Source organism: Microcoleus sp. PH2017_08_TRC_O_A (assembly GCF_020738665.1).
In the GTDB taxonomy this organism is placed as follows: Bacteria; Cyanobacteriota; Cyanobacteriia; order Cyanobacteriales; family Microcoleaceae; genus Microcoleus.
The window spans coordinates 1-22,976 of record NZ_JAEQCE010000087.1; the positions used below are offsets into that span (position 1 = coordinate 1).

Genomic DNA, 22,976 nt, shown 5'->3' on the forward strand with positions numbered 1-22,976 from the left:
TTCTCAAAAAGGTGAGGTATGACTGACAGGTTATATAACCACTGAAACCAAGAGGGCCCAAGCCCAACAACGTACCTCATCTTTCTGAGAACCGCTATATATCAATTCTAGACTTATCTTTTCCAGTAAGCTTTGATTAAGTTTAGGTAACTATTTCGCCCTGTAAGTTAACCTCTATATTTAACCTAAGTTGTGCTTATCAGAAGATTTGAACAATTTATCCCCTCCTAGAGCCAAATAAGGTTTGTCCTAGCCGTACCATAGTAGCACCTGCTTGAATTGCCAAATGATAATCTCCCGACATCCCCATGGAGAGCTGCTGCATTTGAATGTTTGGCAAATTTTGCTGCTGGATTTTGTCAGCAAGTTCGCGGGTGCTGTTAAACAATTCTAGGATTTGCGAGTCATCTAATCCCACCGGAGGTATTGTCATCAAACCTTGAATTTTGATATGCTGACATTTATTGAGTTCACAGAGGTCGGCAAGCAGTTCGGGGACGCTCCACCCGTATTTGTCGGGATCTGGCAATATTTTCACTTGCAGGCAGACTTGCGGGGAGCAGGACATTTCGCCAGCTATGCGCGAAAGCCTCTGAGCCAGTTTTAAGTTGTCGATAGAGTGAATCCACTGGAAATGCTCTAGGGCCTTTGCTGCTTTGTTGGCTTGCAAGTGGCCGATCAAGTGCCAGTTGATATCCGGCAAATCTTGCAGTTGGCTTTGTTTTTCGGCAGTCTCTTGAACCTTGCTCTCGCCAAAATCTCGGATGCCCGCGTCGTAGGCTTGGCGGATAGCATCAGTCGGTACCTGTTTGGTAACGGCAATTAACCGCACTGATTCTGGCAAGTGTTGGCGAATGCTGTTAATTCGAGAGGCAATGGTCATGGGTACTCAACGCTCTTGACAGTAGGGCAGGACAATTAAGACAGATATCAATTACCAAGTTACCAATTACCAATTACCAATTACCAATTACCGATTACCGATTACCGATTACCAATTACCGATTACCAATTACCGATTTTGGCTATTGAAAGGTGCGCTGGTGAATGACCTGCAATTGGTCGTACTCCTGATATTGACCGCTGCGACGGAGGGTTCGCAGGCGAATTTCGACCATGAGGCGAGCGTCGGAGCGACTGATAGGATCGAATCTGAGGCCGCCAGGGCCGTTGGTTACTAAGAAAAATAGGCGCTGGGCGTATAGGGTGGTAAATAATTCTTGGCTGTCTTCAACCTGGGATACCCTGAAGAGGAGGCCAAAGTTTGGATGATTCAGGTAGGTTTCGGTAGTCATTCACTCTCACAATCGATCGATATTAGATTAAAGATTTAGATTTTAGATTTGAGTTTCGCTCGATCGCGGGGTGCAAAGGGCGATCGCGGTAGCCATGCTATAGTCTCCATCGTGACTGAGGCTCAACTGCCACTGACAATTTCCCCAAACAGAGGCTTGTGCTGCGGCGGTTCCGTGCAGTTGCACGTTAGGAGCACCGTTTTCGGAGCGCTGAATTTCGACATCAGCATACCGTATTCCCCGCCATCCCGTGCCTAGAGCTTTGACAACAGCTTCCTTTGCTGCCCATCGCCCCGCTAGTTGGTTGCAGGAAACTCGGTTCATTTTACCTTTAATGCTGCTGTCTTGAGAATTTAGTTGTCCGCAGTCTCTTTGTTCGGCCGGGGTGTAAACTTTTTCCAGGAAGCGATCGCCAAACCGGTCTAATACAGCTTGAATGCGCGGAACATATACTATATCTGTCCCAAGATAGATGTTCAAGGTCTTGGATCTCTAAATATTTGCATCCATTACTTTAGCAGCACTGTGGAATCATTGATTCCCAATTCCCAATTCCCAATTCCCAATTCCCAATTCCCAATTCCCAATTCCCAATTCCCAATTCTCAACTGTCCCAACCCCAAGCCAAGCGGGCACTCCAGAGGGCGAGCAAGCAGCCGAGGGCGATCCAGTCTCGGATTTTGAAGTGCAACTGATGCCATTCTACGCGGTGTCGATCGGGACTGGTGAAGCCGCGAACTTTCATCGCGCTAGCTATTTGTTCGGCTCGCAACAGCAAGTTTTCTAACAGCCTCTCGGCGATCATCAACCAAACTTGAGCGGCGCGGCGAAATCCAAGTTTTTTCCAGTTTATCGCTCTAGTGCTGACCGATCGCACTAAATTTTGTATTTCTTCCAATACTAGGGGAATGAAGCGCAAAGATAACGTTAATGTTAGGGCAATTTCGGTGACAGGCCAGCGCAAGAGGCGCAACGGCTGCATTAAGTTTTCGATTGCTGCGGTAATTTCTTCGCTGGCTGTGGTGAGGAGGTAGAGGTTGGTGCTATAAATTACTGTGAAAAATAGGGTGCTGACGTTGATAGCTAAATCTAAGGATTTGCGGGTGATTTTAACGGGGCCTTGTTTGAATAAAACGTAACTGTAGTTTGTGGGTTGGGGGAGTTTATTTTGGGTTTGAACTTGAGGATTTTGGGTTGGAGAGTTTGAGCCTAAGTTAAAAGGTTTGTACCAGGGTTTGGGATTCTGAGCGGGTGGAAGGGTTGCGGGTTGTTGGGAAAAGGTTAATTCGTCGGCGGGGATGCGGGGCTGATGTTCTGAGGGAAGTGCGTCGGGGGCGATCGCGCTGAGGCAAAATACTAAAAGGCAGAATAGCAGCAGCAGTCCCATTTGCTGTTTCCAGACACGGAAGGGAATGGCTGCGCTTAGTGTCAGTACGATTAACATTACTACTAGCATCAACCGCCAAACTGGATTGGCGAGTATGGGCGCAATTAGAAATGTCATCAACCAGGCTAGTTTGACGCGGGAGTCTAACCGGTGCAGCCAAGTTACGGGTTGTTCTAGATAAAGTCCAATAGGAAGCGATCGCAGTAAATCCATGTTGTAGATTTTAGATTTTAGATTTTTAAGAATATCAATTTATTGAACCGCGAAGACGCTAAGGACGCGAAGGAAGAGAAGGAAGGAAGAGAAAAGAAAAAAACGCAATTTGCTTATATGATTAAACTGCGTTTTTTCTTTAATCTCAAGTCTGGAATTACTTCACGCGCAGTGCTCTGTTTGTGGTGCTGACTTCGCTGGCGCGAACTTTTTTGCCTCTCCACAGCAGCCGCATTGGTGTACCTGTAAAGCCGAGGTGTTTGCGGAATTGGCTTTCCATGTAGCGGCGGTAGTTTTCGGTGAATCGTTTGGGATCGTTGACGAATAGCGCGATTGTCGGTGGTTGCGATCGCACTTGGGTACCGTAATAGATTTTGCCTTGTTTTCCTTGGCGGGTAACTGGTGCTGAGTGCCAGGTTGTGGCTTCTTCTATGACTTCGTTGATGACGGCGGTAGCAACGCGACGCTTGTGTTCGTCGGAGGCTTTGTCTACTAATTCAATCACTTTTTCAACTCGCTGTCCGCTCATGGCGCTGACAAAGATCATTTCTGCCCAGTCGAGGAAATACAGTTTAGTTCTTGCTGTTTTTTCGTACTCGTAGATGGTGTCGTTGTCCTTTTCTATGGCATCCCATTTGTTGATGACGATGATGCAGGCTCGACCTTCTTGGCTGATGCGATCGGCTAATTTTTGATCTTGGTCGGTAACGCCGTCAATTGCATCTATTACTAGCAGTATGACATCTGCCCGGCGGATGGCTTTGAAAGCGCGGTTGATTCCGAAAAATTCGGCGCCGTATTCGACGTTTTTCTTTTTACGAATTCCGGCTGTGTCGATCAGGCGGTAGGTTTGACCGTTGCGTTCTACTATGGTGTCAATTGCGTCGCGGGTTGTGCCAGAAATTGGGCTGACGATGGCGCGGTTTTCTCCGAGAAATGCGTTTAGCAAACTCGATTTGCCGACGTTGGGACGACCGATAATTGCTACTTTGATTTCATCTACTTCTGGCTCTACTTCTGTGGGAAGGTAAGTCATTAATTGGTCTAGCAATTCACCGGTACCGTTACCGTGAATCCCGGAAATGGGGTAAGGTTCTCCCAGTCCCAATGTCCAAAAGTCTGCTGCTTGGGTGAGTCCGGTATTTTCCGATTCGCACTTGTTGACGGCGAGAATGACGGGGACTTTTTGCACTCGCAGCCAAGAGGCGATGGATTCGTCGCCGCCGGTGAGTCCGGTTTTTCCGTCTACTACAAAAATGGCCGCACTGGCTTCTGCAAGCGCCGCCATTGCTTGTTCGCGGATTAATGGCAGAAATTCGGTCTCGTCATCGAATACTAGCCCGCCGGTGTCTACGACTTGATATTCGCGATCGCCCCAGTATGCTGGTCTGTACGTGCGATCGCGCGTAATTCCCGGTTCGTCGTGGACGATCGCGTCTTGGCTGTTGGCTAAACGGTTGACGATCGTCGATTTGCCTACATTGGGGCGTCCAATAATAGCAACTATAGGTAGAGGCATAAAAGTAGCAGCAATTTAGGCTGCGCCGTAATTTTGAGCTTTAATCTTTAAGTATAAGGGAATGTGACTGAAATGGAAAGACTTATTTCTGTGTTGGGGTTAGGGGTTTTTGTCGGTTTGTGCTACGCCTTTTCAGTCGATCGACGGGCTGTTAAGTGGCCGCCCGTACTGTGGGGAATTGCTTTGCAGCTAATTTTTGCAATTTTGATTCTCAAAACTGCTCCGGGTTTGGCGGCATTTAAATTTTTGGGAGATTTAGTCACTCAATTTCTGAATTTTTCTGATGCTGGGGCAAAGTTTGTATTTGGTGATAAATTTACCGACCACTATATCGCTTTTAAAGTGCTGCCCACTATTATCTTTTTCTCTTCGTTTATCACCCTACTTTATCACTACGGGATTTTGCAGCGGGTGGTGCAGGCAGTTGCTTGGTGCATGATTAAAACCATGAAAACTTCCGGTGCAGAAACTCTTTCCTGTGCTGCCAATATTTTTGTCGGACAAACAGAAGCGCCACTATTAATTAAACCCTATGTAGCGACGATGACTCTCTCGGAACTGCACGCTGTGATGACGGGGGGTTTTGCGACAATTGCCGGTGGAGTTATGGCGGCTTATATTTCTTTTGGCGTGTCTCCTCAACATTTAATTGCTGCCTCAGTGATGTCAGCACCTGCTGCTTTGGCAATTTCTAAATTGCTGTACCCAGAAACTGAAAAGTCCCTGACTGCTGGCGAGGTAGAAATTAAGGTGGAACAGGTTTATGCTAATGCCGTGGATGCGGCGGCTTCTGGTGCTAGCGACGGTTTGAAGTTAGCCGCAAATGTGGCGGCAATGCTGATAGCTTTTTTGGGTTTGTTAGCATTTTTTAATGCACTTTTGGGTTGGTTTGGCGGGCTGATTAGTTTGCCTCAGTTGTCGCTGGAATGGATTTTTTCTTATTTGATGGCTCCCGTGGCTTGGCTGATGGGCGTGCCTTGGGCGGATTGTGGAAAAATAGGAGTAATTTTGGGGAAGAAGACGATTTTAAATGAGTTTATTGCTTATTTGGATTTGATGGAATTGGTGAAGCAACAGGCGATTTCGGAACGATCGGTAATTATTGCGACTTATGCTTTGTGCGGCTTTTCTAATATTGGTTCCATCGGGATTCAAATTGGGGGGATTGGTGGGATGGCGCCATCCCGCAAAGGCGATTTGGCTCGGTTGGGCGTGAGGGCGATGATTGCTGGTTCTGTGGCTTGTTTCATGACTGCTTGTATTGCGGGAATGCTCGTTTAAAAGTTTTGAGTTTTGTAAGGTGCGCCACAAGCACCCAACTCTCTACTCTCAAGGTTATTAAATAAAAGTTAAAATTTGACAATTAAAGTATGGTAAATGTTTAATAAAATATAACGAAAAACATCTAACTTTAGCGATCGGCTATTATGGAAAACAAGCAGGAATTTAGTCTGTAACAACAGTATATAGAAACTGGCAACTAAATTCTCTTCTAAGCGAAATTAATAGGTGATGTAATATGGCTGTTCTGCAACTAGAAAACGGTAGGACATATACCGATATCGAGGCGATCGCCAGCCAACTGGCTGTTTTAAATATTGAGCTCGATCGCCTGCCAAATCAGGAAAATCCTGCGGTTAAAAAAATTCTACTGCAAGACATTCTCAATGTCACAGAAAAACAGCACATTCTCGCAGCATTTAAAACCGAGTTTGAATACTTCAAGCGCGCCAGCGGCTGTCAGTGGTGCGACTTAAAAGTGCTGCATCCGGGTTCGCCACAGATTTACCCGCTGATGACTCAAAGCGATCGCACTCACACTCACGCAGATGCCGAAGTTCTGCATGTTTTAGCTGGGGAATGTGTTTTTGGGTTTGTCTATCCTAACGGCTCTCAGGTACAATTAATGTTGCAAGCTGAAGAATATATTAAAGTGCCTCCTAATACAGAACATTGGTTTTATCTTACTCCGTTGCTGTACTTGAAAGCTGTGCAGTATTACACCACTGCTCAAGGGTGGGTTCCTCAGTATACTAATAGGAAGTTGAAAATTACCAACTAGATCGAACCTTTGTATGTTGTTGCGCTTCAGCGCTTTTTCATAGATATAAGCAAAGAGCGCTGAAGCGCAACTACGTACCTTTGTTGTTGCGCTTCAGCGCTTTTTCATAGATATAAGCAAAGAGCGCTGAAGCGCAACTACGTACCTTTGTTGTTGCGCTTCAGCGCTCTTTCATAGAGAAATTTCAATTTCTTCACACCGCTGCAAAAGTGCTTCTATTTCCTGGGCGAGAAGAATTACTTCCGGCCACGAAGAACCGTTGATTAAGTCTTGGGCGTGTGCTAATTTGTTTCTCAATGCTTCTGCTGACTTTAAAAAACGCTCCCCGTAACGTTTGGATTTGAGCCCCAGCCGATCGACTATTTCGGCATTCGTCAGGATTAAATCTCGCTTGTCGCAGAATTGCAGGTAATCGATCAAGTCTATGGCCTCATTTCGCGATCGCCCCAATTCCCACATGTGTTTTGCTGCTACAATGCGATCGCCCTTCAGCAACTTCTGCCACGAATCTTGGGGAAAATAGATCCGCACAATCCGCAATAAATTCATTTCCAGCAGCGTCACCAATCCAAACAGCAGCATCCGTACCGGCGCTTTTTGCAAATCGCCGCAGGTGACAATCCCGTTGATGCGGTTGCTTTCCAAGACAAACAATCTCGGTTTTTCTCGCAACAGCGGTAACAATTCCATCAATGGAGTCGAGGCGGCGATTAACTGTGACGGATGGAAGATTTGCTGGTAGTCGCTACACTTACCTGTCATTAAGTGCGATCGTTCTATATAGCCGCAAACCGTACCGTTTTCCTCGATCCCGAGCACATCAAAATCGCGCGCCTCCATCCACGATCGCAATTTAGCAGCATCTTCGCCCGCCGGCACAGATTTTAGCGGTTCCGCCAGGTATTTAACGGTGATACTGTCTTTGAATAAATCCCGCAAATCAGCGGAACTTGATTTTAAATGTTTCATCTCATGCGGGGTAATTTCCTGAGTCGTGGCGCGACAAGAGGAATATTAATCATATTTTAACTGCAAATAGAGACGCGGGATTGCCGCGTCTCTAAATATTTTACAATCTTACTTGCTGGCTAATTCTGGACAATAATGATTGCCTGCAAGAGTTGTGATAATATCGGCATCGGCAAGAAAACTTTCTTTAGCCGTGGGATTTTCGATACTACCAGCTTGTCCGATCGCCCTTAATTTAACTTCCGGCAGAGAAAGTCCCGCTTTCGCTTGGACACAGATCCTTTTAGCGGCAGCAATTTTTTGACTGGGGCTACTTTGAATTCCTTGCAGTAAAGCGTTTGTGGCGTCTGGAGAATAGCTTTTTGCTAAGCGTTTGTAGTCTTCGATAAATTTCCCGTCGTCTCCTGTTAGCTTTATTCCCGATTCTTGGGGCGCGCACAACTGGTTTAAGTTAATTACTTCTCCCGCTGAGTTTACCAGAAAACAGCCTTCGCGTTCTTGGGCGATCGCACTTTTGACCGCGACAAATTGTACAATAACGGCGGATATCACAGCAGTTAAACGCCAGTAATTTAGCATGGCATTATCCTTTGATAGTTGACAGTTGACAGTTTGTAGGGGCGGTGCCAAGAGTGCCCGCCCTCTTAGTTGACAGTGACCTCTACCAGGAAGTCCGAGGATTGGACTAATTAATCGTCTTCTTTTAATTTGTCCTGGAGTTCCGGCTTTATATCGTTTCCGGTTGTATCGGAATTATTTAACCGCAGAGATCGCAGAGAGCACAGAGAGATAAGATAGAGATGAATGCAGGATGATCAAATCGGATTTGATATTAATCCAATTTTTCCTATTAAGATGCCCGTCCCAGAATAGATTTAGGTATGGATTCAAACGAGCCTTTCGTTATTTGTAGAAGATTTGATTAACAGCAAACATCCCCCTTCTGTAACTGGTGAATGAATGGAACCGGGAACCGATCGAATATAATCGCCTTGATAGCAAACTTCCCCTTCTACAGTTAAGTCTCCTTCTAATACAAATACTTCCTCCGAATCCGCGTGTCGGTGCAGGGGAAAAGTTACTCCCGGTTCCAGCCTCATCAAACAAGTAATTTCGCGCTTTTTTTTGTCAAGATAAAGCTTGCCGATCGAGATTCCCGGAACTGAGTAAGGTCTCCATTTGACATTCTGCGATCGCACAATTAAAGATGGCGGATTGTTCTCGGCTGGTGGCGTAACCATTGGCAATTCCGCTAGGCGCTGGAACAAACGGTTTTTGAGATCGGGCGCGACAGGAACGGCAGGGGCTGTATAGGCGATCGCAGAAATTGCTGTTTCAAAGGCCGCTAATTCACTTTGAAGTTCTGGGGATGCTTGCAATTTCTCGGCAAGTGCGCTGCGTTCTGACTCATCCATGGTATCGAGAGCTTGAAGCGCTGCAAGCATATTAAACTCCTCGTCTGGCATCATTTCCATCTGTTCTCCGGCATTATCAATTTTAGATTTTAGATTTTAGATTTTAGATTTGTTTTTGCCATTGCACTAAAGATGGAAGATTGGAGATGCCATAGGTTTAGATTGATATTAAACAATTTAAATTTTGTTTTTTTTGACAATCTAAAACTCTTCGCTCAAAGTTTGGCGCAACTTAGAAATTCCCAACCGAATTCTAGTTTTAACAGTACCTGTCGGGATACCGAGTTTAGAGGCGATTGCCACACAAGTCAATCCTTCGTAATAGGCTAGTTCGATCGCAATTCGCTGTTCTGCTGGCAGTTTTTCTAGGGCTGCTATCACTTGGGCGCTGCGTTCTTCGATCATTGCATCTTCCATCGGTTCTGCAATACGCGAAGACGGAATTTTAGCATCTTCCAGACAAGCGTCTGCCGTGCGGACTGTTCGCTGCAACACTCGGAGGCGATCGAGGGAACGACTGCGGGTAAGCATAAACAACCAAGTATCCGCACGAGAGCGACTAGGATCGTAAGTTGCTGCTTTTTGCCAAATTTGGGAAAAAACATCGAGCACAACTTCCTCAGCTTCTTCTACCGAACCCAGAATTTTGTAAGCGAGACCGAAACTTGCACGACCGTAGCGATCGTACAGTTTAGCTAATGCTACTTGGTCTTTCTGGGCAATCTGCACTAACAGCAGCGATTCATCGCTTGACTTTTCCCCTGTCATCTCAGTGTACCTGAAAAATTTTGTTTTGAGTGCACAGATCCAAAATTAAATATTCGGCGTATATCACTATAGAACATATTTGTAAGTCAATTGGGGATGCAATCATAAGTATGCATTTGCGGGTTAATTCTGTGATGCTTTGAATTGTAATCTATCCGATTTATATTGCAGTTTATCACTTCTGCATAGTTTTTCATACCTAATCTTGCAGCAGAGATCCAAAATAGCCAAAACTTCGTATACCAATTACGAGAAGGCTCAGCAACCTCCCAAAAGCCCGACAGGTTAACAAGTTGAACCTGTTGCGACAAAAGTAAAACCTGCGAAGGTGGGTTATTTGCCATTAATTTTTGTAAAACTCTCAGTAAAAGATAGGTGCTAACTGTGAAACTCACCAAGAAAATTCGCCGAATCATATTAGCGATTGAAGCAGCTTTAATTGTTGTATTAACTCCCGGGATAATTGCCGCTTCCGACCATGACGACGGCGAAGTCGATATCAAAGGTCGTGCTGTCAATTTAACCGACTTATACGTCTATCGCGAAAAAGATCAAAACTCCGGCGCTGCGGACGGGGATTTAGTATTTACAATGAATTCAAATCCTCGGTCTGTAGCCCGCTATCAATATTATTTCAGCACCACAGCCCTTTACCAATTTCACATCACGCAGGTAGGTGATGTAAATTCTACACCGACCGGACGCGCCGATATTATCTTGCGGTTTGCCTTCAGTCCGCCTAACAATCAAGGTATGCAAGCGGTAGCGATCACTGTTGTGCGCGGAGGCTCCCAGACCACTACTAAGACAACTGTTAATGGCGGTTTAATTGCCACAACTCCGCTGAATTCTAATGCTGTTTTGAATACAGTACCTGTGGGTGGTTCTAACTTAACTGTATTTGCAGGTTTGCGGGAAGATCCGTTTTTCTTTGATGTGGAACAATATTTCCGAGTCCGGGCTGGGGCTTTGGGAACTGGGCCGAAAGTTGGATTCAAGGAACCGAGTAAAGCCCTCGACTTTGCTAAAGGTTATAACGTCAATACCATTACGGTGCGCGTTCCAAAAGCATTTTTACAAGCAGGAACTGGGGCGAATACATTTGATGTTTGGTCAACTGTTTCTGTGAGGGATGGAGTTGGTGGTTTCAAACAATTCGAGCGTTTGGCGAGACCTGCAATTAATGAGGGTTTGGTACTTACTCCCCAGTTGATGGAGGCATTTAATACTATTTCTCCGAGATTGGATTTGAGCGCTGCTGCTGCTCCGGTGCGACAGGAAGCTGTTGCTACTCTGAATGCTGTGGATCTTTTGGATGGTAAGGATAATGTCGATCCAAATGCGATCGCCAAAGCTTTCTTACCGGATGTTATGCGAATCGATACTACAAGGCCGAGTGGCTACGGTAGTGCGACAAATTCTCAAGGAAGTTTGATCGGAGGTCGTTTGCTTTTGGACGATGTTATTGATATTACTTTGGGAGCTTTGGTGGGTTCTCCGGTTGGCGATAACGTTTCTTATAACGGAACTCCTGGAAATCCGGCTCAGGGACACAAACCGTTAGAACCGAATTTTCCTTATTTGGCTTTGCCGAATTAGTTAATAGTCATAGGTATGTAGTTGCGCTTCAGCGCTCTTTCCTAATATTTATCAAGAGCGCTGAAGCGCAACTACGTACCTTGGCTCAAGCGCGAGCCGATATTTGGACGCAAGTCGCACAATTCGTCAGGTGCGTCATCAAATAAAATCGTAGTTTTTCGTGCTAAATCGAACAATGACGCACCCTACAATATGACAGCGAATAAATCACAAAAACCTAAATCTGAGCTTTTCTGGTGGTTGCTTCTCATCGGACTGCCGATAGTGGGCATTGTCGCAGTTAATTTGCTACCTAATCTGCGTGATGTCTCAGAAAAACTTGCTAACAAAAGTCCGGCAAATCTGGATGCTAATTACCGCTATAATTTCTCAGCAACTTTGAGGAATAATCCGAATCAAAAGGAAGCTATTCAGCAGGAAATTACTTTTTACCAGCAGCGATTGGCTGTTGATTCAAAAAGCGGTTTGAATCGGGCTGCTTTGGCGAGTGCTTATTTGAAAATGGCTCGCGTAACTGGGGAGGGTGGTTGGTTTTTATTGGCCGAACAAGCGGCCGAAAGATCGATCGCCCTTTTGCCTTTTGACAACAAAGGCGCGCTGCTAGTTTTAGCTCGAATTGCCGAGGCCAGACACGATTTTGCTACTGCTTTGCGCTTTGCTAAACAGGTGGGTTTTGACAATGAAGATGCGATCGCCCTTTCCATCACATCTCACTTAGCCACCGGAAAAATCAGTGATGCAAGTATAGCCGCAGAAGCCTTAGTTAATCGTATTCCTAACTTAGGCTCTCTCACATTAAGAGCATTAGTGAGAGAGTCGCAGGGGCGAGATGCGGAGGTTTTGCAGGATTACCGGCAAGCAATGGCTGCGGAGGAACCGGGAGAGATTGCTGGATCGGCGCGAGTTCGATCGCTCTTGGGTCGATTTTACGCCCGTCGCGGGCAGTTTGTGCAGGCGAAAGCGCTATTTTTGGAAGCGTTGCGGTTGGTTCCGCGATACCCGCTAGCGCTGATTTATTTGGGGGATTTGGAGACGCGCCAGGGAAATTATCGGGAAGCAGAGGCTAATTACAGCAAGGTTTCTGCCTATTCTGGCGGGGCTGCGACGGTGTTCGATCGCCTGGTGGATCGCGGTATGGCGAGGGTGAAGGAGTTGCAGGGAGATGCGAGATCCTCGGCGAAATTGCGCGACAAAGCAGAAGCTGGGCTGCGACAGGAACAGGTTTCTGGCGGTTTCGGGCACCGGCGCGATTTGGCGAGTTTGTTGCTGGAAAAAGGGCGATCGCAGGATGTCGCTGAAGCGCTGCTGTTAATGCAGGATGAGGTGAAAATTCGCAAGGATGCTGTAACGCTGGATATCTACGCCTGGGCGCTTTCTAGTGCTGGGGAATGGCAAAAAGCCGATCGGGTGATGGCCGACATTGTGCGATCGGGAATTCGGGATGCAGGGATATTTTATCGGGCTGGTGCGATCGCTAAGACTTTAGGAAAAGATGCGGAATCTCGCGCTTATTTTCAACAGGCAAAGGAAATCGATCCGAGTTTTGATAGTCGATCTCGTCAAGCATTGGGTTTGGGAAGTTATGAATTTTGAAATTAGCCACAAACACATAAAATCGGAACTAACCATGCACAAAAACTGGCAAAGAACGCGAAAATATTTAATTCTTTTTTCGCTCACAATCTTACTATTTTGTACAAACTCAACCCAACCAGTTTACTCGCACTGGTCAGACTTATCAGTAGCCGAAATCATCGTAAACGATTTACAAACCGAAATAACATTAACCTTTCCCACAGGCTTAACAAAATTCGCCGACGACAATGGAGACGGACAGTTACAACTGGCAGAAGTTAGAAATCATCAAACAGAACTAGAAAAGTTTTTGGGTCAAAAAATTAGCATCACCAACAGTAGCAAAATTCCCGGATCGGTTACAGTCAAACCCCTAGAAATAGCAGCTAAAACTGCCAGCTTAATCCAGCAGCCCAATACCCATAGCACCTTAATCTTAAACTACACCTGGCCAGAATCTAACGTAACTTCAAAAAACAACAAATTGCGGATTAAATACAATTTGTTTTTGCCCGGAGTTCCGACAGCTAGCTGTCAAGCTACAATTGTCGAAGCTGGTGCTGTCAAAAGCATTGTATTTACGCCACAAAACCGAGAATTTTTGTTAGCTGGAAAAGAATCAATCTGGGAGTCAGGTTGGAGTTTGGTGCTAGCAGTAGTCGGAGCATTTACTTGGGGATGCGTGCACGCGATGTCCCCCGGACATGGGAAAACAATAGTCGGCGCTTATTTAGTGGGTTCGCGGGCTACTCCAGTACACGCTGTATTTTTAGCAGCAACAACCACAATTACTCACACTGCTGGCGTGTTTTCTGTCGGCGCAATTACATTATTTGCTTCTAACTTAATCGAGCCAGAAAAACTCGATCCTTGGCTCAGTTTAATCTCAGGCTTATTAGTAGCAATCATCGGCATCAAATTACTTTCAGAAAGAATCAAAACCAGGTTCGTAGTGAGGACTTTAGTCCGCACCAAGATCGACTTAAATCACCTCATCGAAAAAACCAGGTTCGTAGTGAGGACTTTAGTCCGCAAAAACCCAAGGACTAAAGTCCTTACTACGAACCTTGAGGAACCAGTAAATCTTTTGAGTAGGGGAACTTGGGAAAGAGAATTTAAACCTGTCAAACCACCTATATCTCAGCACTACCACCATCATGGAGACGGCCGTCTTCATTCACATTTGCCACCCGGATCGGACGGTTCTCCGATTACTTGGAAAAGCTTGTTAGTGTTGGGCATTTCCGGGGGATTGTTGCCTTGTCCTTCCGCATTGGTGATGCTGTTGAGCGCGTCGGCTTTGGGCAATGTTGGTTTGGGGATGACGCTGGTGGTAGCCTTTAGTTTGGGATTGGCTGTGGTGCTGAGTGCGATCGGCTTAATCTTAGTTTACGCCAAACAACATTTTAATAAACTACCCAAACAGATTGCAGCAGTCAAATTTATGCCCGCAATTAGCGCGGTGTTGGTAATGTTTTTGGGGTTGGGTATTACCGGAGAGGCTATTCTGAAAATATTGGCTGCGAATCAATGGGTAATTGGCAATGGATAATACAATTTAAGATGCTATGGTGCGTCAGTTTTGATGATTTTGTGAATCGAAAATCTCTGTACTGAGGCATCTAATAAAGTAATATAGCCTTTCTCAAAACATGAGGTATGATTGACAGCTTATATAACCACTAAACTATCAACTAAGAGGGCTGAAGCCCAACAACGTACCTCATCTTTCTGAGAACCGCTGTACCAGTTTTTCAAAGTAATGCTACAAAATAAGTGTTTTTGTCTGATCATGTTTGTTTGGTGCGTCGCTATGAGATTGTCGATATTTTTTTATGGATTTTTCTCAAGCGACGCACCCTACGGCTGTTTTACCAGGAATTGCTGGTAACGAGTAGATGTATTCAATTGGCGGGAAATCCCCACCTATTCAACATTAGCTCGCGGTATGTTTATTAATAATTTCGGCTAAATCTGGGATGCCGTTTTCGACGTAAGTCTTAGCGGAGGGGCGGAGTTTGCCATAGGCGCCTTTGACAACTGCTCTGGTGCTGTTTTCGGCTTTTTTGTCACTGATTTGGAGCAATTGATCTGCTACTTGAGCTTTTCTTTCAGTCAGATATGCGACTGGGTTGCCATTGTTTACGGCTTCAGCCCACATTGGATCGAGTGCGATCGAGATTTCGGGCAAAAGTTGATCGACGACTTGGGCGCAATAGTCAGCCCGTATCCCCTTAACGGTAGAGTAGGCAGCTTTCAGAGCAAGGCCGCCCAATCCCGGTGCTGCTGCAACTTGTTTGTCTATCAACTTTACACAGTCATCAACAATAGTGTCTCTCTTGTTTTCATTCAAAAGAATATCGCTAAGTCCCATTTTCACTTTCCTTGATTTAACAGTCTATGTGGTTATCAGCTTTGAGCTTCATCTGGCGATTATATATCAATACGCTTCAGATCTGATAGTCCCGGAAGCAAAACTCTGTACAACACAGATAGTGCAATTGCTTTCTGGTTGTGCGATCGCAAAAAAAATTAACCCAAGCGCGATCGATCGTAGATCTATTTTGATGCTTTACTCGGGATTACAGATTTTTTTGGGTTTGAAGCTTTTTACTGCACAAATTGATGTTGAGATTTGTTGAGTATTTTATGGCAATTAATATCGGAGTTGCTACTCATTATTCATTTAGGGTTTGTAGCAAGCACTTCCGTTATTGTTAACCGGTCTTAATGAGGACTGAAGTTCTTACTACAAAGCGATCAGTTGTGAAGAGTCAATCGATTTTAGATTTTAGATTTTAGATTTTAGATTTACCCCACGGATAAATTCGGGGGAAGAGAGGATTTTCGATTTTCGATTTGGGATTGATTCCACGGATAAATCACGTGGCGGGTACCACCTGTGAAAATCTTGGTCAAATAGAAAAGATAACAGCTTGAAAAAAAACATTAGACAGGCTCTGCCTTGCGATAAATCCCACTTGCACGTATTATCTGGCACGGATCGTTAGGATTCGACGTTTGACTTGAAGCTCGCAGGTACTGTAACCAGGGGCAGTTTCTGGATTTGTGTCGGACGATCGCTCGATCGCCATACGAAATTTACCGGTAATTTCGCGGAAGTGCCGACTCCGGCAAAGATTTGAACTAATAAGGTTAAGCTCGCTGCTAAAAACAGTTTTTCAAACATGGCATTGTCTCCAATACATATGCCCTAAGGCATAACTTCTTTTACACCTACAACATACAAAACATCGTCTACGGCAGGTGCGATCGTACCAACATACTTAAGTGATAGATATCACGATCGAGGAGAGGGGAGAAGGGGAGAGAGGGGGAGAAGGGGAGAGAGGGAGAGAGGGAGAGGGGGTGAGAGGGAATATTTCCTGGGACTTCTTCTTTCTTCCTTTTTGCTTCTTTCCTCTGACTTCTACCGTTAAATCCTTTAAATCCGTTACATCCGGTACAAAATTCTTTGCCGAACTTCCTTCCAAATCGGGAATTGTCCTTGAGAAAGAAGCCGTTGAGTGTCTCACAAAGGTAGAATTAGCGCGTAGAAGTTATTTGACACAGCGGAGGTACCGACAAGATGCTTGCATACATTCTGGCGTTGGCGGTCGGTCTGGGCAGCTTTAGTATTTACATGGCGGCCTTCTTTTTTCCAGAGGTTCACCGGAAAAGTGATTTTACCTGGAGCGGGGTAGGACTTTTTTATGCGTTAATTTTATGGACTTGTGCGGGGCGAATTACGGGTGCTCTCCTGCTTGGTCAAATGGCGGGTGTGGCTCTGCTAGGCTGGTTTGCGTGGGAAACTCTGACTTTGCGCCGGCAGGTGACGCCGGTGGCTCAGCAAACGCCGATTCCTCAGGCGGCGAATTTGGCCGGGGCGATGGGCGGGCCTTTATCCGGTTTGTTTGGTAAGAAACCTGAACCCGCAGCCAAAAAACCGAAGTTTGTTCGATCGCCCAAACCGAAAGCTGATGCTGTTCCAGCACCTGCGAATCAGGGCGAGGTAAAGGTAGAAGCACAACCGGCGACTGGGCCAATCGCTGAGATTATTCCCGAAAGTGCGATCGGCCCTGACTTAAAAACTCCCGACAAGAGCGCACCCGCAATTACACAAATACCCGTGTTTTCGGTTGAAAACGCTCTTCCTGAGACTTCACCAGCCCCAGCAGAATTAGCCAGCAACTTCACTCCTTTGCCCCCACCTCTAGAATTTTCAGAAATTGCGGCCACACCAACGGTAGAGCCAGCAGAGGCTCAGCCAGAAGCCAAAAAGCAGACTGAAGATGATGACGATTTTGACGATTTTGACCAGATGTGGAGGGCGAGAGCTAAAGAGTCCCAGTCTGATGCTACTTCGGCAGCCCCAACGGCGACAGCAACCGCAGCCCCAAAGGCAAACCCAACTCCTGCCAAAACAGCTAAAAAATCAGGCGGTTTCGGAAGTCTGTTTGGCAATCTCAAAAATAGTCTCGGCGGTATGTTGGGACGGGGTGCAGCTAAAAACAAGCCTGATGCAAATACTCCGGTGACAACGCCGAAAGTAGCAGAGGAGTCGATCGCACCTGAATCTCCTGAATCTAAGGTAACGACAATTCCTGCATCGGATATCGACCAGATTCTCGAATCAGAATTAGCCGAGGCTGCCGCCGAAGTGGCAGCCGAAACCAGCAACACTGCTGCGGAAACCAGCCAAGCAGTGCCGTTTCCCACCGATGTTGAAGCAATGGCCGAGTTGATAGCAACAGAAACCGCGGCGAATTCTGCCAAAATAGGGGAAAGTTCGATTTTAGACGACGGATCGCCGGCACAAAGCCAAACAGATCCGTTGGCTCAAGAAACACCTGCGGATGCGGTTGGTGAACCCAAAGCAGCAGCAGGCGTAACGGAAGCAGAAACCCTTGCTGTATCTCTAGAAATGACTGTGGTGGAAATCGTTTCAGCACCGCCTGTAGAGATAGAAGTACCGGGAGAAGCAGGGTTGAGCGTTCAGGTAGAAACGGTTTCAGTATCAACAATCTCGATCGAATCCACAGAAGAAAAACCCTCTTCTGACGGATCACAACCCGATTTAGCCGCACCTGCCAAAAGGGCCACTGAATCCAATTCTGAGAATGTATCCGGCGAAGATCGGCCGTCATCTTGAGGCAAAAAGCAAAAGGTAGAAACCAGAATTTTTTTAATTCTGTCTTCTACCTTCTTCCGTCTTCCTTTTAGGACTTAGGTGCGGGTGGCGACAAATGTGGTTTTCCTTCAAAACCTATTCGTTGTCACCCCTAGAGCCAATAAAAAAACCATTTATTTGGTCAAATTTTGTAATCCCATAAATCATGATTTTTACATTCTTCTTTCTGCCTTCTTTCTTCTACATTCTTCCTTCTTCCTTCTTCCTTCTTTATTATATATTCTTCTTCCCTCTTCCCTCTTCCTTCTTCCCTCTTCCCTCTTCCTTCTTTCTTCTTCCTTCTTCCCTCTGCCTTCTTTCTTCTTCCTTCTTCCTTCTTCCTTCTTCCTTCTTCCTTCTTTAATATTATGAAAGCAATTATGGTCGTGGGAACAACATCTCACGCAGGAAAATCTTTACTGGTTGCAGCATTGTGTCGAATCTTTTCTCGGCGAGGCTGGCGGGTAACTCCGTTTAAAGGTCAAAATATGGCACTGAATTCCTATGTCACAGCCGCCGGCGGAGAGATTGGCTATGCTCAAGCAGTGCAAGCTTGGGCTGCGGGCATCGCACCTTGGGTAGAAATGAATCCGATTTTGCTCAAGCCGCAAGGAGATATGACTTCTCAATTGATTGTCAAGGGCCGGGCGATCGCAAATGTGCGAGCATCTCAATATTATGAACAGTATTTTGATATCGGCTGGCAAGCTATTCGGGAATCTTTAGAATTTCTCAAGCAAGAATTTGACATGATTGTGTGCGAAGGAGCCGGAAGTCCAGCAGAAATCAATCTCAAACACCGCGATTTAACTAATATGCGGGTAGCAAAACATCTGAATGCTCGGACTTTGCTAGTAGTTGATATCGATCGCGGTGGCGCATTTGCTCACATCATCGGTACTTTGGAATTGCTCGATCCTGACGAACGCGCTTTAATTAAAGGATTCATTATTAATAAGTTCCGAGGCCAAAAATCGATCTTAGATCCGGGCTTGACTTGGCTGGAAGAAAGGACTGGAATCCCGGTAGTTGGGGTAATTCCTTGGATAGATGAAGTGTTTCCCTCGGAAGATTCCCTCGATTTACTTGATCGGCGTTCTCCCAATTCTCAAACCGACTTGAATATTTCCGTCATCCGCCTGCCCCGAATTTCCAATTTTACCGACTTTGACCCCCTGGAGTCGGAAACTACCGTCACAGTCAAATATGTCAGCCCCAAAGACCCGTTAGGCCATCCAGACGCCGTGATTTTACCAGGCTCTAAAACTACAATTTCAGATTTGCAGGTGCTGCGCCAAACAGGCATGGCAGAAGCGATTAAAAATTACTTAGTAGCTGGCGGTACAGTCATGGGAGTTTGTGGTGGCTTTCAGATGCTGGGAGAAAGTATCAGCGATAGAGAAGGCCTTGAGGGAGAAAAGGGAGAGTTCAAAGGATTGGGGTTATTGCCTTTGAAAACTGCGATCGCACCAAACAAAATTGCCCGCCAGCGGATCGTAACATCTAACTATCCTCAACCGGGTTTACCCGTTTCCGGTTACGAAATTCATCAAGGCAGAACCCAAATGATCGAGTCAGATTTGACTCAACCATTATTTGACGATCCTAGTTTAGGCATTGTCAACGCTTCTCAATCAGTTTGGGGGACGTACCTGCACGGCATCTTTGACAACGGAGCTTGGCGGCGGGCTTGGTTAAATTACTTGCGCCAACAGCGGGGACTCCGCGCATTGCCCACAGGTATTCCGAATTACCGAGAACATCGAGAAACTCTGTTAGAAACTCTAGCGGATACAGTGGAAAAGCATTTGGATATCAAGCATATTTTAGGTTAGTTGACAGTTGACAATTGACAGTTGACAGTTGACAGTTGTTTGTTAGAGCGGAGGTTATAATTTGAATGACATTTTTTTTAACCAGAAAGTCGTAGGGTGCGTATCCATAAAAAAGCTTGATAATTCCCATCAAAAGTCGTAGGGTGCGTCGCCATGAAAAAACCTAACTAAGTACCAAAAATCTCACAGCGACGCACCTGTGCTTGATAATTAGTATCAATAAACCTCAAACTTTTTCGGAGCGAAACTTGGTAAAAATGGTATTATATCAAAAGGAAAAATTGCATGACAAAGATTGTTTTTTTGCCAGATAATGTGACAGTGGAAGCTGAAGCGGGAGAGCTTTTGCTAGATGTAGCCAAACGTGCAGGGGTTTCTATTCCTACTGGTTGTATGATGGGTTCTTGTCACGCTTGCGAAGTAGAAATTGATGACGGGGAGGCGATTTGTGCTTGTATTTCCGGCATACCTTCGGGGAAAAAGCAAGTTACAATTAATCTGTATGTCGATCCGACTTGGTAATCGATATATTTTTTAATTGCATCTTTTTATGAGCGATCGACAATTTAAGCCCTGTCCCATCTGTTCCATCCCATCGCCATATTGGGATCGATATCCCCGTCTAGTATGTTCGACTTGCTGTAGCAAAGCCTGTGACAGTCAAGGGCGCAAGGTACAATTTTTTAACGACTTCAATGGCGGTTTTGAGGCGATTGTAGCGGATACTAAAGAAGAGTATCCCAGCCACCTTTGCTATATTGAAGGGGTCAAGTGTTGGGCCGAGGAAGGGAAATTTGGCGGTATTGCGATCGAGGTTTGTGACTAATACACTTTATTTCTTTTGCCATTCTTGCTGTTTTTTTCGAGCAGATTGCAGCCATTTTTGAGATTCGGGATAAACAGTTGTCCCTGGTTTGACGGATTCTAATTGATTGATAATCTGTTGCAATTGTCCGAGGGAGTTACTGGGATTTTGACTGGGAGAATTTACATTATTTTGCAAGTTGGCAAACAAGCTTTTAGCTTCTTGCAAAGCTTTTTCAGAATCTCTTTCTGCTTGGAGTCTAATCTGGGAAATTCCTAAATTTTTCTGGTATTCAGCGAGTTTGGTTTGAGCGTCGAGATAGCCCGGATTATCCACAGGAACCATTTTCAGTCGGTTAATTCCTTCTTCCCACAATCCTGCTATTTGTTCCCACTGGGCGGCTGGATGCGGCGGTTTTTGCGAGGCGACGGCGGCGGAAAGAGCAAATTCTTTGGCTGCTTCAATTAAGTTGTCGGCGTGTACCGAACCGGTGGCGATTCCTCCCATTGCTTGAAAATCTCTTTCTGCTGCTTGGAGTTTTGGCTTAGCGGTTTTTCCGGCGAGGGTTTCGGCGGGGATTTGGTTGAGTTTGTCGATCGCACTTTGCCAATTTCCAGTCGCTTTTTGCCTGTCGGCGGCAGTTTTCGCTTGCTGGTACTGCTGTTTTGCGGCGTCGAGAGTTTGTTCGACTTGATTTAACTCAGTAAAAGCATTTTTTTGCTGAAAAATTTGAGCATCCATCCGCCCGATATTTTTGCGGGCTGCTTGAAATTCATCGACTGAAAAGCGCCAAGTGCAGCCGGAAAAAGAGCAATAAGTTTTTGGATAGTAGCCGAGGAACCACACCGGCAAAGCATCGAGGTGTTTTTGAGCTTGTTTTACTTTCGTGTCGCCATATTCAAAATCTGCCGCAGCCGTAGCTTTGTTAACCAGTTGATCGGATTGTTCCACGAGGGCGATCGCCTGTCGGTAATTGTAATCCATACTGATAAAGCTCGGCAGCAGCAATATCGGCATAGTTTTCGCCACGGGCCACCGAATCATCGGGAAAGGCAGGTTAATCAGCCAAATTATCCCCGCTGCGCCACCCAGCAAACCGCCAACCCAGATGATTTTATCAAAAAATCCGGGCGCGCGGTTGGCTTTAACAGCAGCTTTGAGAGCTTCTTCACTGAAGTTGGGAAATTCGTCTTTGAAAGTATCGCGGATTTCTTCTCTGGATGCGAAAGTGCCGTTTTGCGATCGCAATTTCTCCAGCCGCTTCATCACCATCTTGCGGTAAACTCCACCCGCCAGAGCATCATCAGCCGCGCACTTGTCAACTTGGGCCCGTAAAATGTCAAAAGCTCGATCGGTAAGACGCCCCATAAAACTCACCTATTCCCTTTTAATTATTCTACAGGCTGCTAGACGAGATAATTGTTAAAATATATAAAGCCCCAATCAAATAATCTAAATTAAGTTCATGCCAACTGCTTTAATCACCGGTGCTTCAGGCGGAATAGGCGCAGCCTTTGCCATCGAATTAGCCCAACGCCAGCACAATCTAATCTTGGTAGCTCGTTCCGAAGCCAAATTGCAGCAGCTAGCTGCTAAACTGCAACAGGAATTCAATATTTTGGTCGAAATTATCGTTCAAGATTTGACTGCGCCAGGAGCCACAACTGCTGTATTTGATGCGGTTGTTCAAAAAGGTTGGACGGTTGATTTGTTGGTGAATAATGCGGGTTTGGGGGATTATGGCGCTTTTGCCGATCGCCCTTTAGCAAAACAAGTAGGAATTCTGCAACTGAATATTGTAGCATTAGTTGAACTATCGCACTTATTTTTATCGGGAATGCGGGATAGAAAATCGGGAAGTATCATCAATGTTGCTTCTATTGCAGCCTTTCAACCGATGCCGTATTTATCAATTTATGCAGCAACTAAAGCTTTTGTCTTGAGTTTCAGCGAGGCACTTTGGGCGGAAAACAAAGATTTAGGAATTCGGGTTTTAGCACTTTGTGCGGGCCCCACAGAATCCGATTTTTTTAAAGCAGCAGAATTTCCGGCATCCCTAGCATCTAGCAGCGGGCAAAAACTCGTCCCCGCCGATGAAGTAGTGCGAGATGCACTCAAAGCTTTAGAGAAAAATCAGTCTAACGTCGTGACGGGCGGATTCCCCAATCCACTCATCGTAAATATGCCCCGATTTATGCCGCGAGAACTTTTGGTAAACTCGATAGCCAAGCTATTTCAGCGTAAGCCAGGATAACTGAAGGTGGCCAGAAACCGGGTTTTTCTCGAAATAATTCGTTGTCACCTTAAATATCGTAAAAAACCCGGTTTCTTTTAACTCAACGATGTGGGCAGAAACCGGGTTTT

General features: G+C 45.7%; 23 protein-coding genes. 10 read left to right on the top strand and 13 right to left on the bottom strand.

All coding sequences use genetic code 11. The annotated features are described in order from the left end of the window. Positions 1–217: 217 nt before the first annotated feature. The 5 genes from JGK22_RS25850 to der all read right to left on the bottom strand — a co-directional run bounded on the left by JGK22_RS25850 (position 218) and on the right by der (position 4,414). Complete coding sequence (locus JGK22_RS25850; RefSeq protein ID WP_293185591.1) at positions 218–883, bottom strand: YggS family pyridoxal phosphate-dependent enzyme; 666 nt, start codon at positions 881–883, stop codon at positions 218–220. A 142-nt stretch (positions 884–1,025) separates the two neighbouring features. Next, complete coding sequence (gene pipX, locus JGK22_RS25855; RefSeq protein WP_293185590.1) at positions 1,026–1,295, bottom strand: transcriptional coactivator PipX; 270 nt, start codon at positions 1,293–1,295, stop codon at positions 1,026–1,028. A gap of 42 nt (positions 1,296–1,337) precedes the next feature. Further along, positions 1,338–1,775, bottom strand: coding sequence for a holo-ACP synthase (acpS, locus tag JGK22_RS25860; RefSeq protein ID WP_293185589.1), 438 nt, complete (start codon positions 1,773–1,775; stop codon positions 1,338–1,340). Between the two features lie 124 nt (positions 1,776–1,899). Then, entirely contained in the window at positions 1,900–2,895 is a 996-nt protein-coding gene (locus tag JGK22_RS25865; RefSeq protein WP_293207898.1) for an energy-coupling factor transporter transmembrane protein EcfT, read from the bottom strand. Between the two features lie 157 nt (positions 2,896–3,052). After that, complete coding sequence (gene der, locus JGK22_RS25870) at positions 3,053–4,414, bottom strand: ribosome biogenesis GTPase Der (RefSeq protein ID WP_293185585.1); 1,362 nt, start codon at positions 4,412–4,414, stop codon at positions 3,053–3,055. Between the two features lie 72 nt (positions 4,415–4,486). Between der and JGK22_RS25875 the strand changes: the two genes are divergently transcribed. Next, on the top strand, positions 4,487–5,695 hold the full coding sequence (locus JGK22_RS25875) for a NupC/NupG family nucleoside CNT transporter (RefSeq protein WP_293193218.1): 1,209 nt from the start codon (positions 4,487–4,489) through the stop codon (positions 5,693–5,695). A gap of 238 nt (positions 5,696–5,933) precedes the next feature. Beyond that, a complete protein-coding gene (locus JGK22_RS25880; protein WP_293185582.1) occupies positions 5,934–6,476 on the top strand; it encodes an acireductone dioxygenase in 543 nt (180 codons plus the stop codon). Between the two features lie 171 nt (positions 6,477–6,647). On the opposite strand, the gene JGK22_RS25885 is transcribed toward JGK22_RS25880, so the two are convergent. The 4 genes from JGK22_RS25885 to JGK22_RS25900 all read right to left on the bottom strand — a co-directional run bounded on the left by JGK22_RS25885 (position 6,648) and on the right by JGK22_RS25900 (position 9,628). Then, the gene (locus JGK22_RS25885; protein WP_293213099.1) at positions 6,648–7,445 is read right to left on the bottom strand and encodes a hypothetical protein; all 798 of its coding nucleotides are present in this window, start codon (positions 7,443–7,445) and stop codon (positions 6,648–6,650) included. Positions 7,446–7,553: 108 nt separating this feature from the next. Continuing rightward, the gene (locus JGK22_RS25890) at positions 7,554–8,024 is read right to left on the bottom strand and encodes a hypothetical protein (RefSeq protein WP_293193216.1); all 471 of its coding nucleotides are present in this window, start codon (positions 8,022–8,024) and stop codon (positions 7,554–7,556) included. Positions 8,025–8,332: 308 nt separating this feature from the next. Beyond that, positions 8,333–8,914, bottom strand: a complete 582-nt coding sequence (locus JGK22_RS25895) for a cupin domain-containing protein (RefSeq protein ID WP_293185577.1) — start codon at positions 8,912–8,914, stop codon at positions 8,333–8,335. Between the two features lie 147 nt (positions 8,915–9,061). Next, positions 9,062–9,628, bottom strand: coding sequence for a sigma-70 family RNA polymerase sigma factor (locus JGK22_RS25900; RefSeq protein WP_293219696.1), 567 nt, complete (start codon positions 9,626–9,628; stop codon positions 9,062–9,064). Between the two features lie 384 nt (positions 9,629–10,012). On the opposite strand from JGK22_RS25900, the gene JGK22_RS25905 reads away from it, so the two are divergent. The 3 genes from JGK22_RS25905 (at position 10,013) to JGK22_RS25915 (ending at position 14,354) form a co-directional block, all read left to right on the top strand. Beyond that, positions 10,013–11,227, top strand: a complete 1,215-nt coding sequence (locus JGK22_RS25905) for a DUF4331 family protein (RefSeq protein ID WP_293314078.1) — start codon at positions 10,013–10,015, stop codon at positions 11,225–11,227. Between the two features lie 192 nt (positions 11,228–11,419). Further along, positions 11,420–12,820: a hypothetical protein gene (locus tag JGK22_RS25910; protein WP_293231789.1), complete on the top strand. Its 1,401-nt coding sequence runs from the start codon at positions 11,420–11,422 to the stop codon at positions 12,818–12,820. After that, positions 12,810–14,354, top strand: coding sequence for a sulfite exporter TauE/SafE family protein (locus JGK22_RS25915; RefSeq protein ID WP_293314079.1), 1,545 nt, complete (start codon positions 12,810–12,812; stop codon positions 14,352–14,354). Before JGK22_RS25910 ends, JGK22_RS25915 begins: the two co-directional genes overlap by 11 nt. 384 nt (positions 14,355–14,738) lie before the next feature. Here JGK22_RS25915 and JGK22_RS25920 read toward each other — a convergent pair whose 3' ends face one another. Together JGK22_RS25920 and JGK22_RS25925 are read right to left on the bottom strand one after the other, a co-directional pair. Continuing rightward, a complete protein-coding gene (locus tag JGK22_RS25920) occupies positions 14,739–15,176 on the bottom strand; it encodes a hypothetical protein (RefSeq protein WP_293185569.1) in 438 nt (145 codons plus the stop codon). 633 nt (positions 15,177–15,809) lie between these two features. Then, positions 15,810–15,992: a hypothetical protein gene (locus tag JGK22_RS25925; protein ID WP_293193213.1), complete on the bottom strand. Its 183-nt coding sequence runs from the start codon at positions 15,990–15,992 to the stop codon at positions 15,810–15,812. Positions 15,993–16,391: 399 nt separating this feature from the next. On the opposite strand from JGK22_RS25925, the gene JGK22_RS25930 reads away from it, so the two are divergent. Beyond that, on the top strand, positions 16,392–17,954 hold the full coding sequence (locus JGK22_RS25930; RefSeq protein WP_293271269.1) for a Ycf66 family protein: 1,563 nt from the start codon (positions 16,392–16,394) through the stop codon (positions 17,952–17,954). A 191-nt stretch (positions 17,955–18,145) separates the two neighbouring features. Here JGK22_RS25930 and JGK22_RS25935 read toward each other — a convergent pair whose 3' ends face one another. Then, complete coding sequence (locus tag JGK22_RS25935; RefSeq protein ID WP_293185564.1) at positions 18,146–18,376, bottom strand: hypothetical protein; 231 nt, start codon at positions 18,374–18,376, stop codon at positions 18,146–18,148. Between JGK22_RS25935 and cobQ the strand changes: the two genes are divergently transcribed. The 3 genes from cobQ (at position 18,341) to JGK22_RS25950 (ending at position 20,633) form a co-directional block, all read left to right on the top strand. After that, complete coding sequence (gene cobQ / locus JGK22_RS25940) at positions 18,341–19,807, top strand: cobyric acid synthase CobQ (RefSeq protein WP_293185562.1); 1,467 nt, start codon at positions 18,341–18,343, stop codon at positions 19,805–19,807. The two genes, JGK22_RS25935 and cobQ, sit on opposite strands and share 36 nt — an antisense overlap. A gap of 285 nt (positions 19,808–20,092) precedes the next feature. Further along, positions 20,093–20,329: a 2Fe-2S iron-sulfur cluster binding domain-containing protein gene (locus JGK22_RS25945; protein WP_293185560.1), complete on the top strand. Its 237-nt coding sequence runs from the start codon at positions 20,093–20,095 to the stop codon at positions 20,327–20,329. A 28-nt stretch (positions 20,330–20,357) separates the two neighbouring features. Continuing rightward, positions 20,358–20,633: a hypothetical protein gene (locus JGK22_RS25950; protein ID WP_293185558.1), complete on the top strand. Its 276-nt coding sequence runs from the start codon at positions 20,358–20,360 to the stop codon at positions 20,631–20,633. 6 nt (positions 20,634–20,639) lie between these two features. On the opposite strand, the gene JGK22_RS25955 is transcribed toward JGK22_RS25950, so the two are convergent. Continuing rightward, positions 20,640–21,980 carry a hypothetical protein gene (locus JGK22_RS25955; RefSeq protein ID WP_293314081.1) on the bottom strand — a complete coding sequence of 447 codons (1,341 nt, stop codon included), beginning with the start codon at positions 21,978–21,980 and terminating at the stop codon, positions 20,640–20,642. 97 nt (positions 21,981–22,077) lie between these two features. Between JGK22_RS25955 and JGK22_RS25960 the strand changes: the two genes are divergently transcribed. Further along, positions 22,078–22,866, top strand: coding sequence for an SDR family oxidoreductase (locus JGK22_RS25960; RefSeq protein ID WP_293207883.1), 789 nt, complete (start codon positions 22,078–22,080; stop codon positions 22,864–22,866). Positions 22,867–22,976 lie beyond the last annotated feature (110 nt).

What these genes read in the sequence shown, in the direction of transcription:
- pipX (WP_293185590.1), bottom strand. Translation starts at nt 1,295, where the DNA reads ATGACTACCGAAACCTACCTGAATCATCCAAACTTTGGCCTCCTCTTC.
- JGK22_RS25915 (WP_293314079.1), top strand. Translation starts at nt 12,810, where the DNA reads ATGAATTTTGAAATTAGCCACAAACACATAAAATCGGAACTAACCATG.
- JGK22_RS25890 (WP_293193216.1), bottom strand. Translation starts at nt 8,024, where the DNA reads ATGCTAAATTACTGGCGTTTAACTGCTGTGATATCCGCCGTTATTGTA.
- JGK22_RS25950 (WP_293185558.1), top strand. Translation starts at nt 20,358, where the DNA reads ATGAGCGATCGACAATTTAAGCCCTGTCCCATCTGTTCCATCCCATCG.
- JGK22_RS25930 (WP_293271269.1), top strand. Translation starts at nt 16,392, where the DNA reads ATGCTTGCATACATTCTGGCGTTGGCGGTCGGTCTGGGCAGCTTTAGT.
- JGK22_RS25960 (WP_293207883.1), top strand. Translation starts at nt 22,078, where the DNA reads ATGCCAACTGCTTTAATCACCGGTGCTTCAGGCGGAATAGGCGCAGCC.
- cobQ (WP_293185562.1), top strand. Translation starts at nt 18,341, where the DNA reads ATGAAAGCAATTATGGTCGTGGGAACAACATCTCACGCAGGAAAATCT.
- JGK22_RS25880 (WP_293185582.1), top strand. Translation starts at nt 5,934, where the DNA reads ATGGCTGTTCTGCAACTAGAAAACGGTAGGACATATACCGATATCGAG.
- JGK22_RS25900 (WP_293219696.1), bottom strand. Translation starts at nt 9,628, where the DNA reads ATGACAGGGGAAAAGTCAAGCGATGAATCGCTGCTGTTAGTGCAGATT.
- JGK22_RS25875 (WP_293193218.1), top strand. Translation starts at nt 4,487, where the DNA reads ATGGAAAGACTTATTTCTGTGTTGGGGTTAGGGGTTTTTGTCGGTTTG.
- JGK22_RS25865 (WP_293207898.1), bottom strand. Translation starts at nt 2,895, where the DNA reads ATGGATTTACTGCGATCGCTTCCTATTGGACTTTATCTAGAACAACCC.
- JGK22_RS25955 (WP_293314081.1), bottom strand. Translation starts at nt 21,980, where the DNA reads ATGGGGCGTCTTACCGATCGAGCTTTTGACATTTTACGGGCCCAAGTT.
- JGK22_RS25925 (WP_293193213.1), bottom strand. Translation starts at nt 15,992, where the DNA reads ATGTTTGAAAAACTGTTTTTAGCAGCGAGCTTAACCTTATTAGTTCAA.
- JGK22_RS25910 (WP_293231789.1), top strand. Translation starts at nt 11,420, where the DNA reads ATGACAGCGAATAAATCACAAAAACCTAAATCTGAGCTTTTCTGGTGG.
- JGK22_RS25945 (WP_293185560.1), top strand. Translation starts at nt 20,093, where the DNA reads ATGACAAAGATTGTTTTTTTGCCAGATAATGTGACAGTGGAAGCTGAA.
- JGK22_RS25895 (WP_293185577.1), bottom strand. Translation starts at nt 8,914, where the DNA reads ATGATGCCAGACGAGGAGTTTAATATGCTTGCAGCGCTTCAAGCTCTC.
- JGK22_RS25850 (WP_293185591.1), bottom strand. Translation starts at nt 883, where the DNA reads ATGACCATTGCCTCTCGAATTAACAGCATTCGCCAACACTTGCCAGAA.
- JGK22_RS25920 (WP_293185569.1), bottom strand. Translation starts at nt 15,176, where the DNA reads ATGGGACTTAGCGATATTCTTTTGAATGAAAACAAGAGAGACACTATT.
- der (WP_293185585.1), bottom strand. Translation starts at nt 4,414, where the DNA reads ATGCCTCTACCTATAGTTGCTATTATTGGACGCCCCAATGTAGGCAAA.
- JGK22_RS25885 (WP_293213099.1), bottom strand. Translation starts at nt 7,445, where the DNA reads ATGAAACATTTAAAATCAAGTTCCGCTGATTTGCGGGATTTATTCAAA.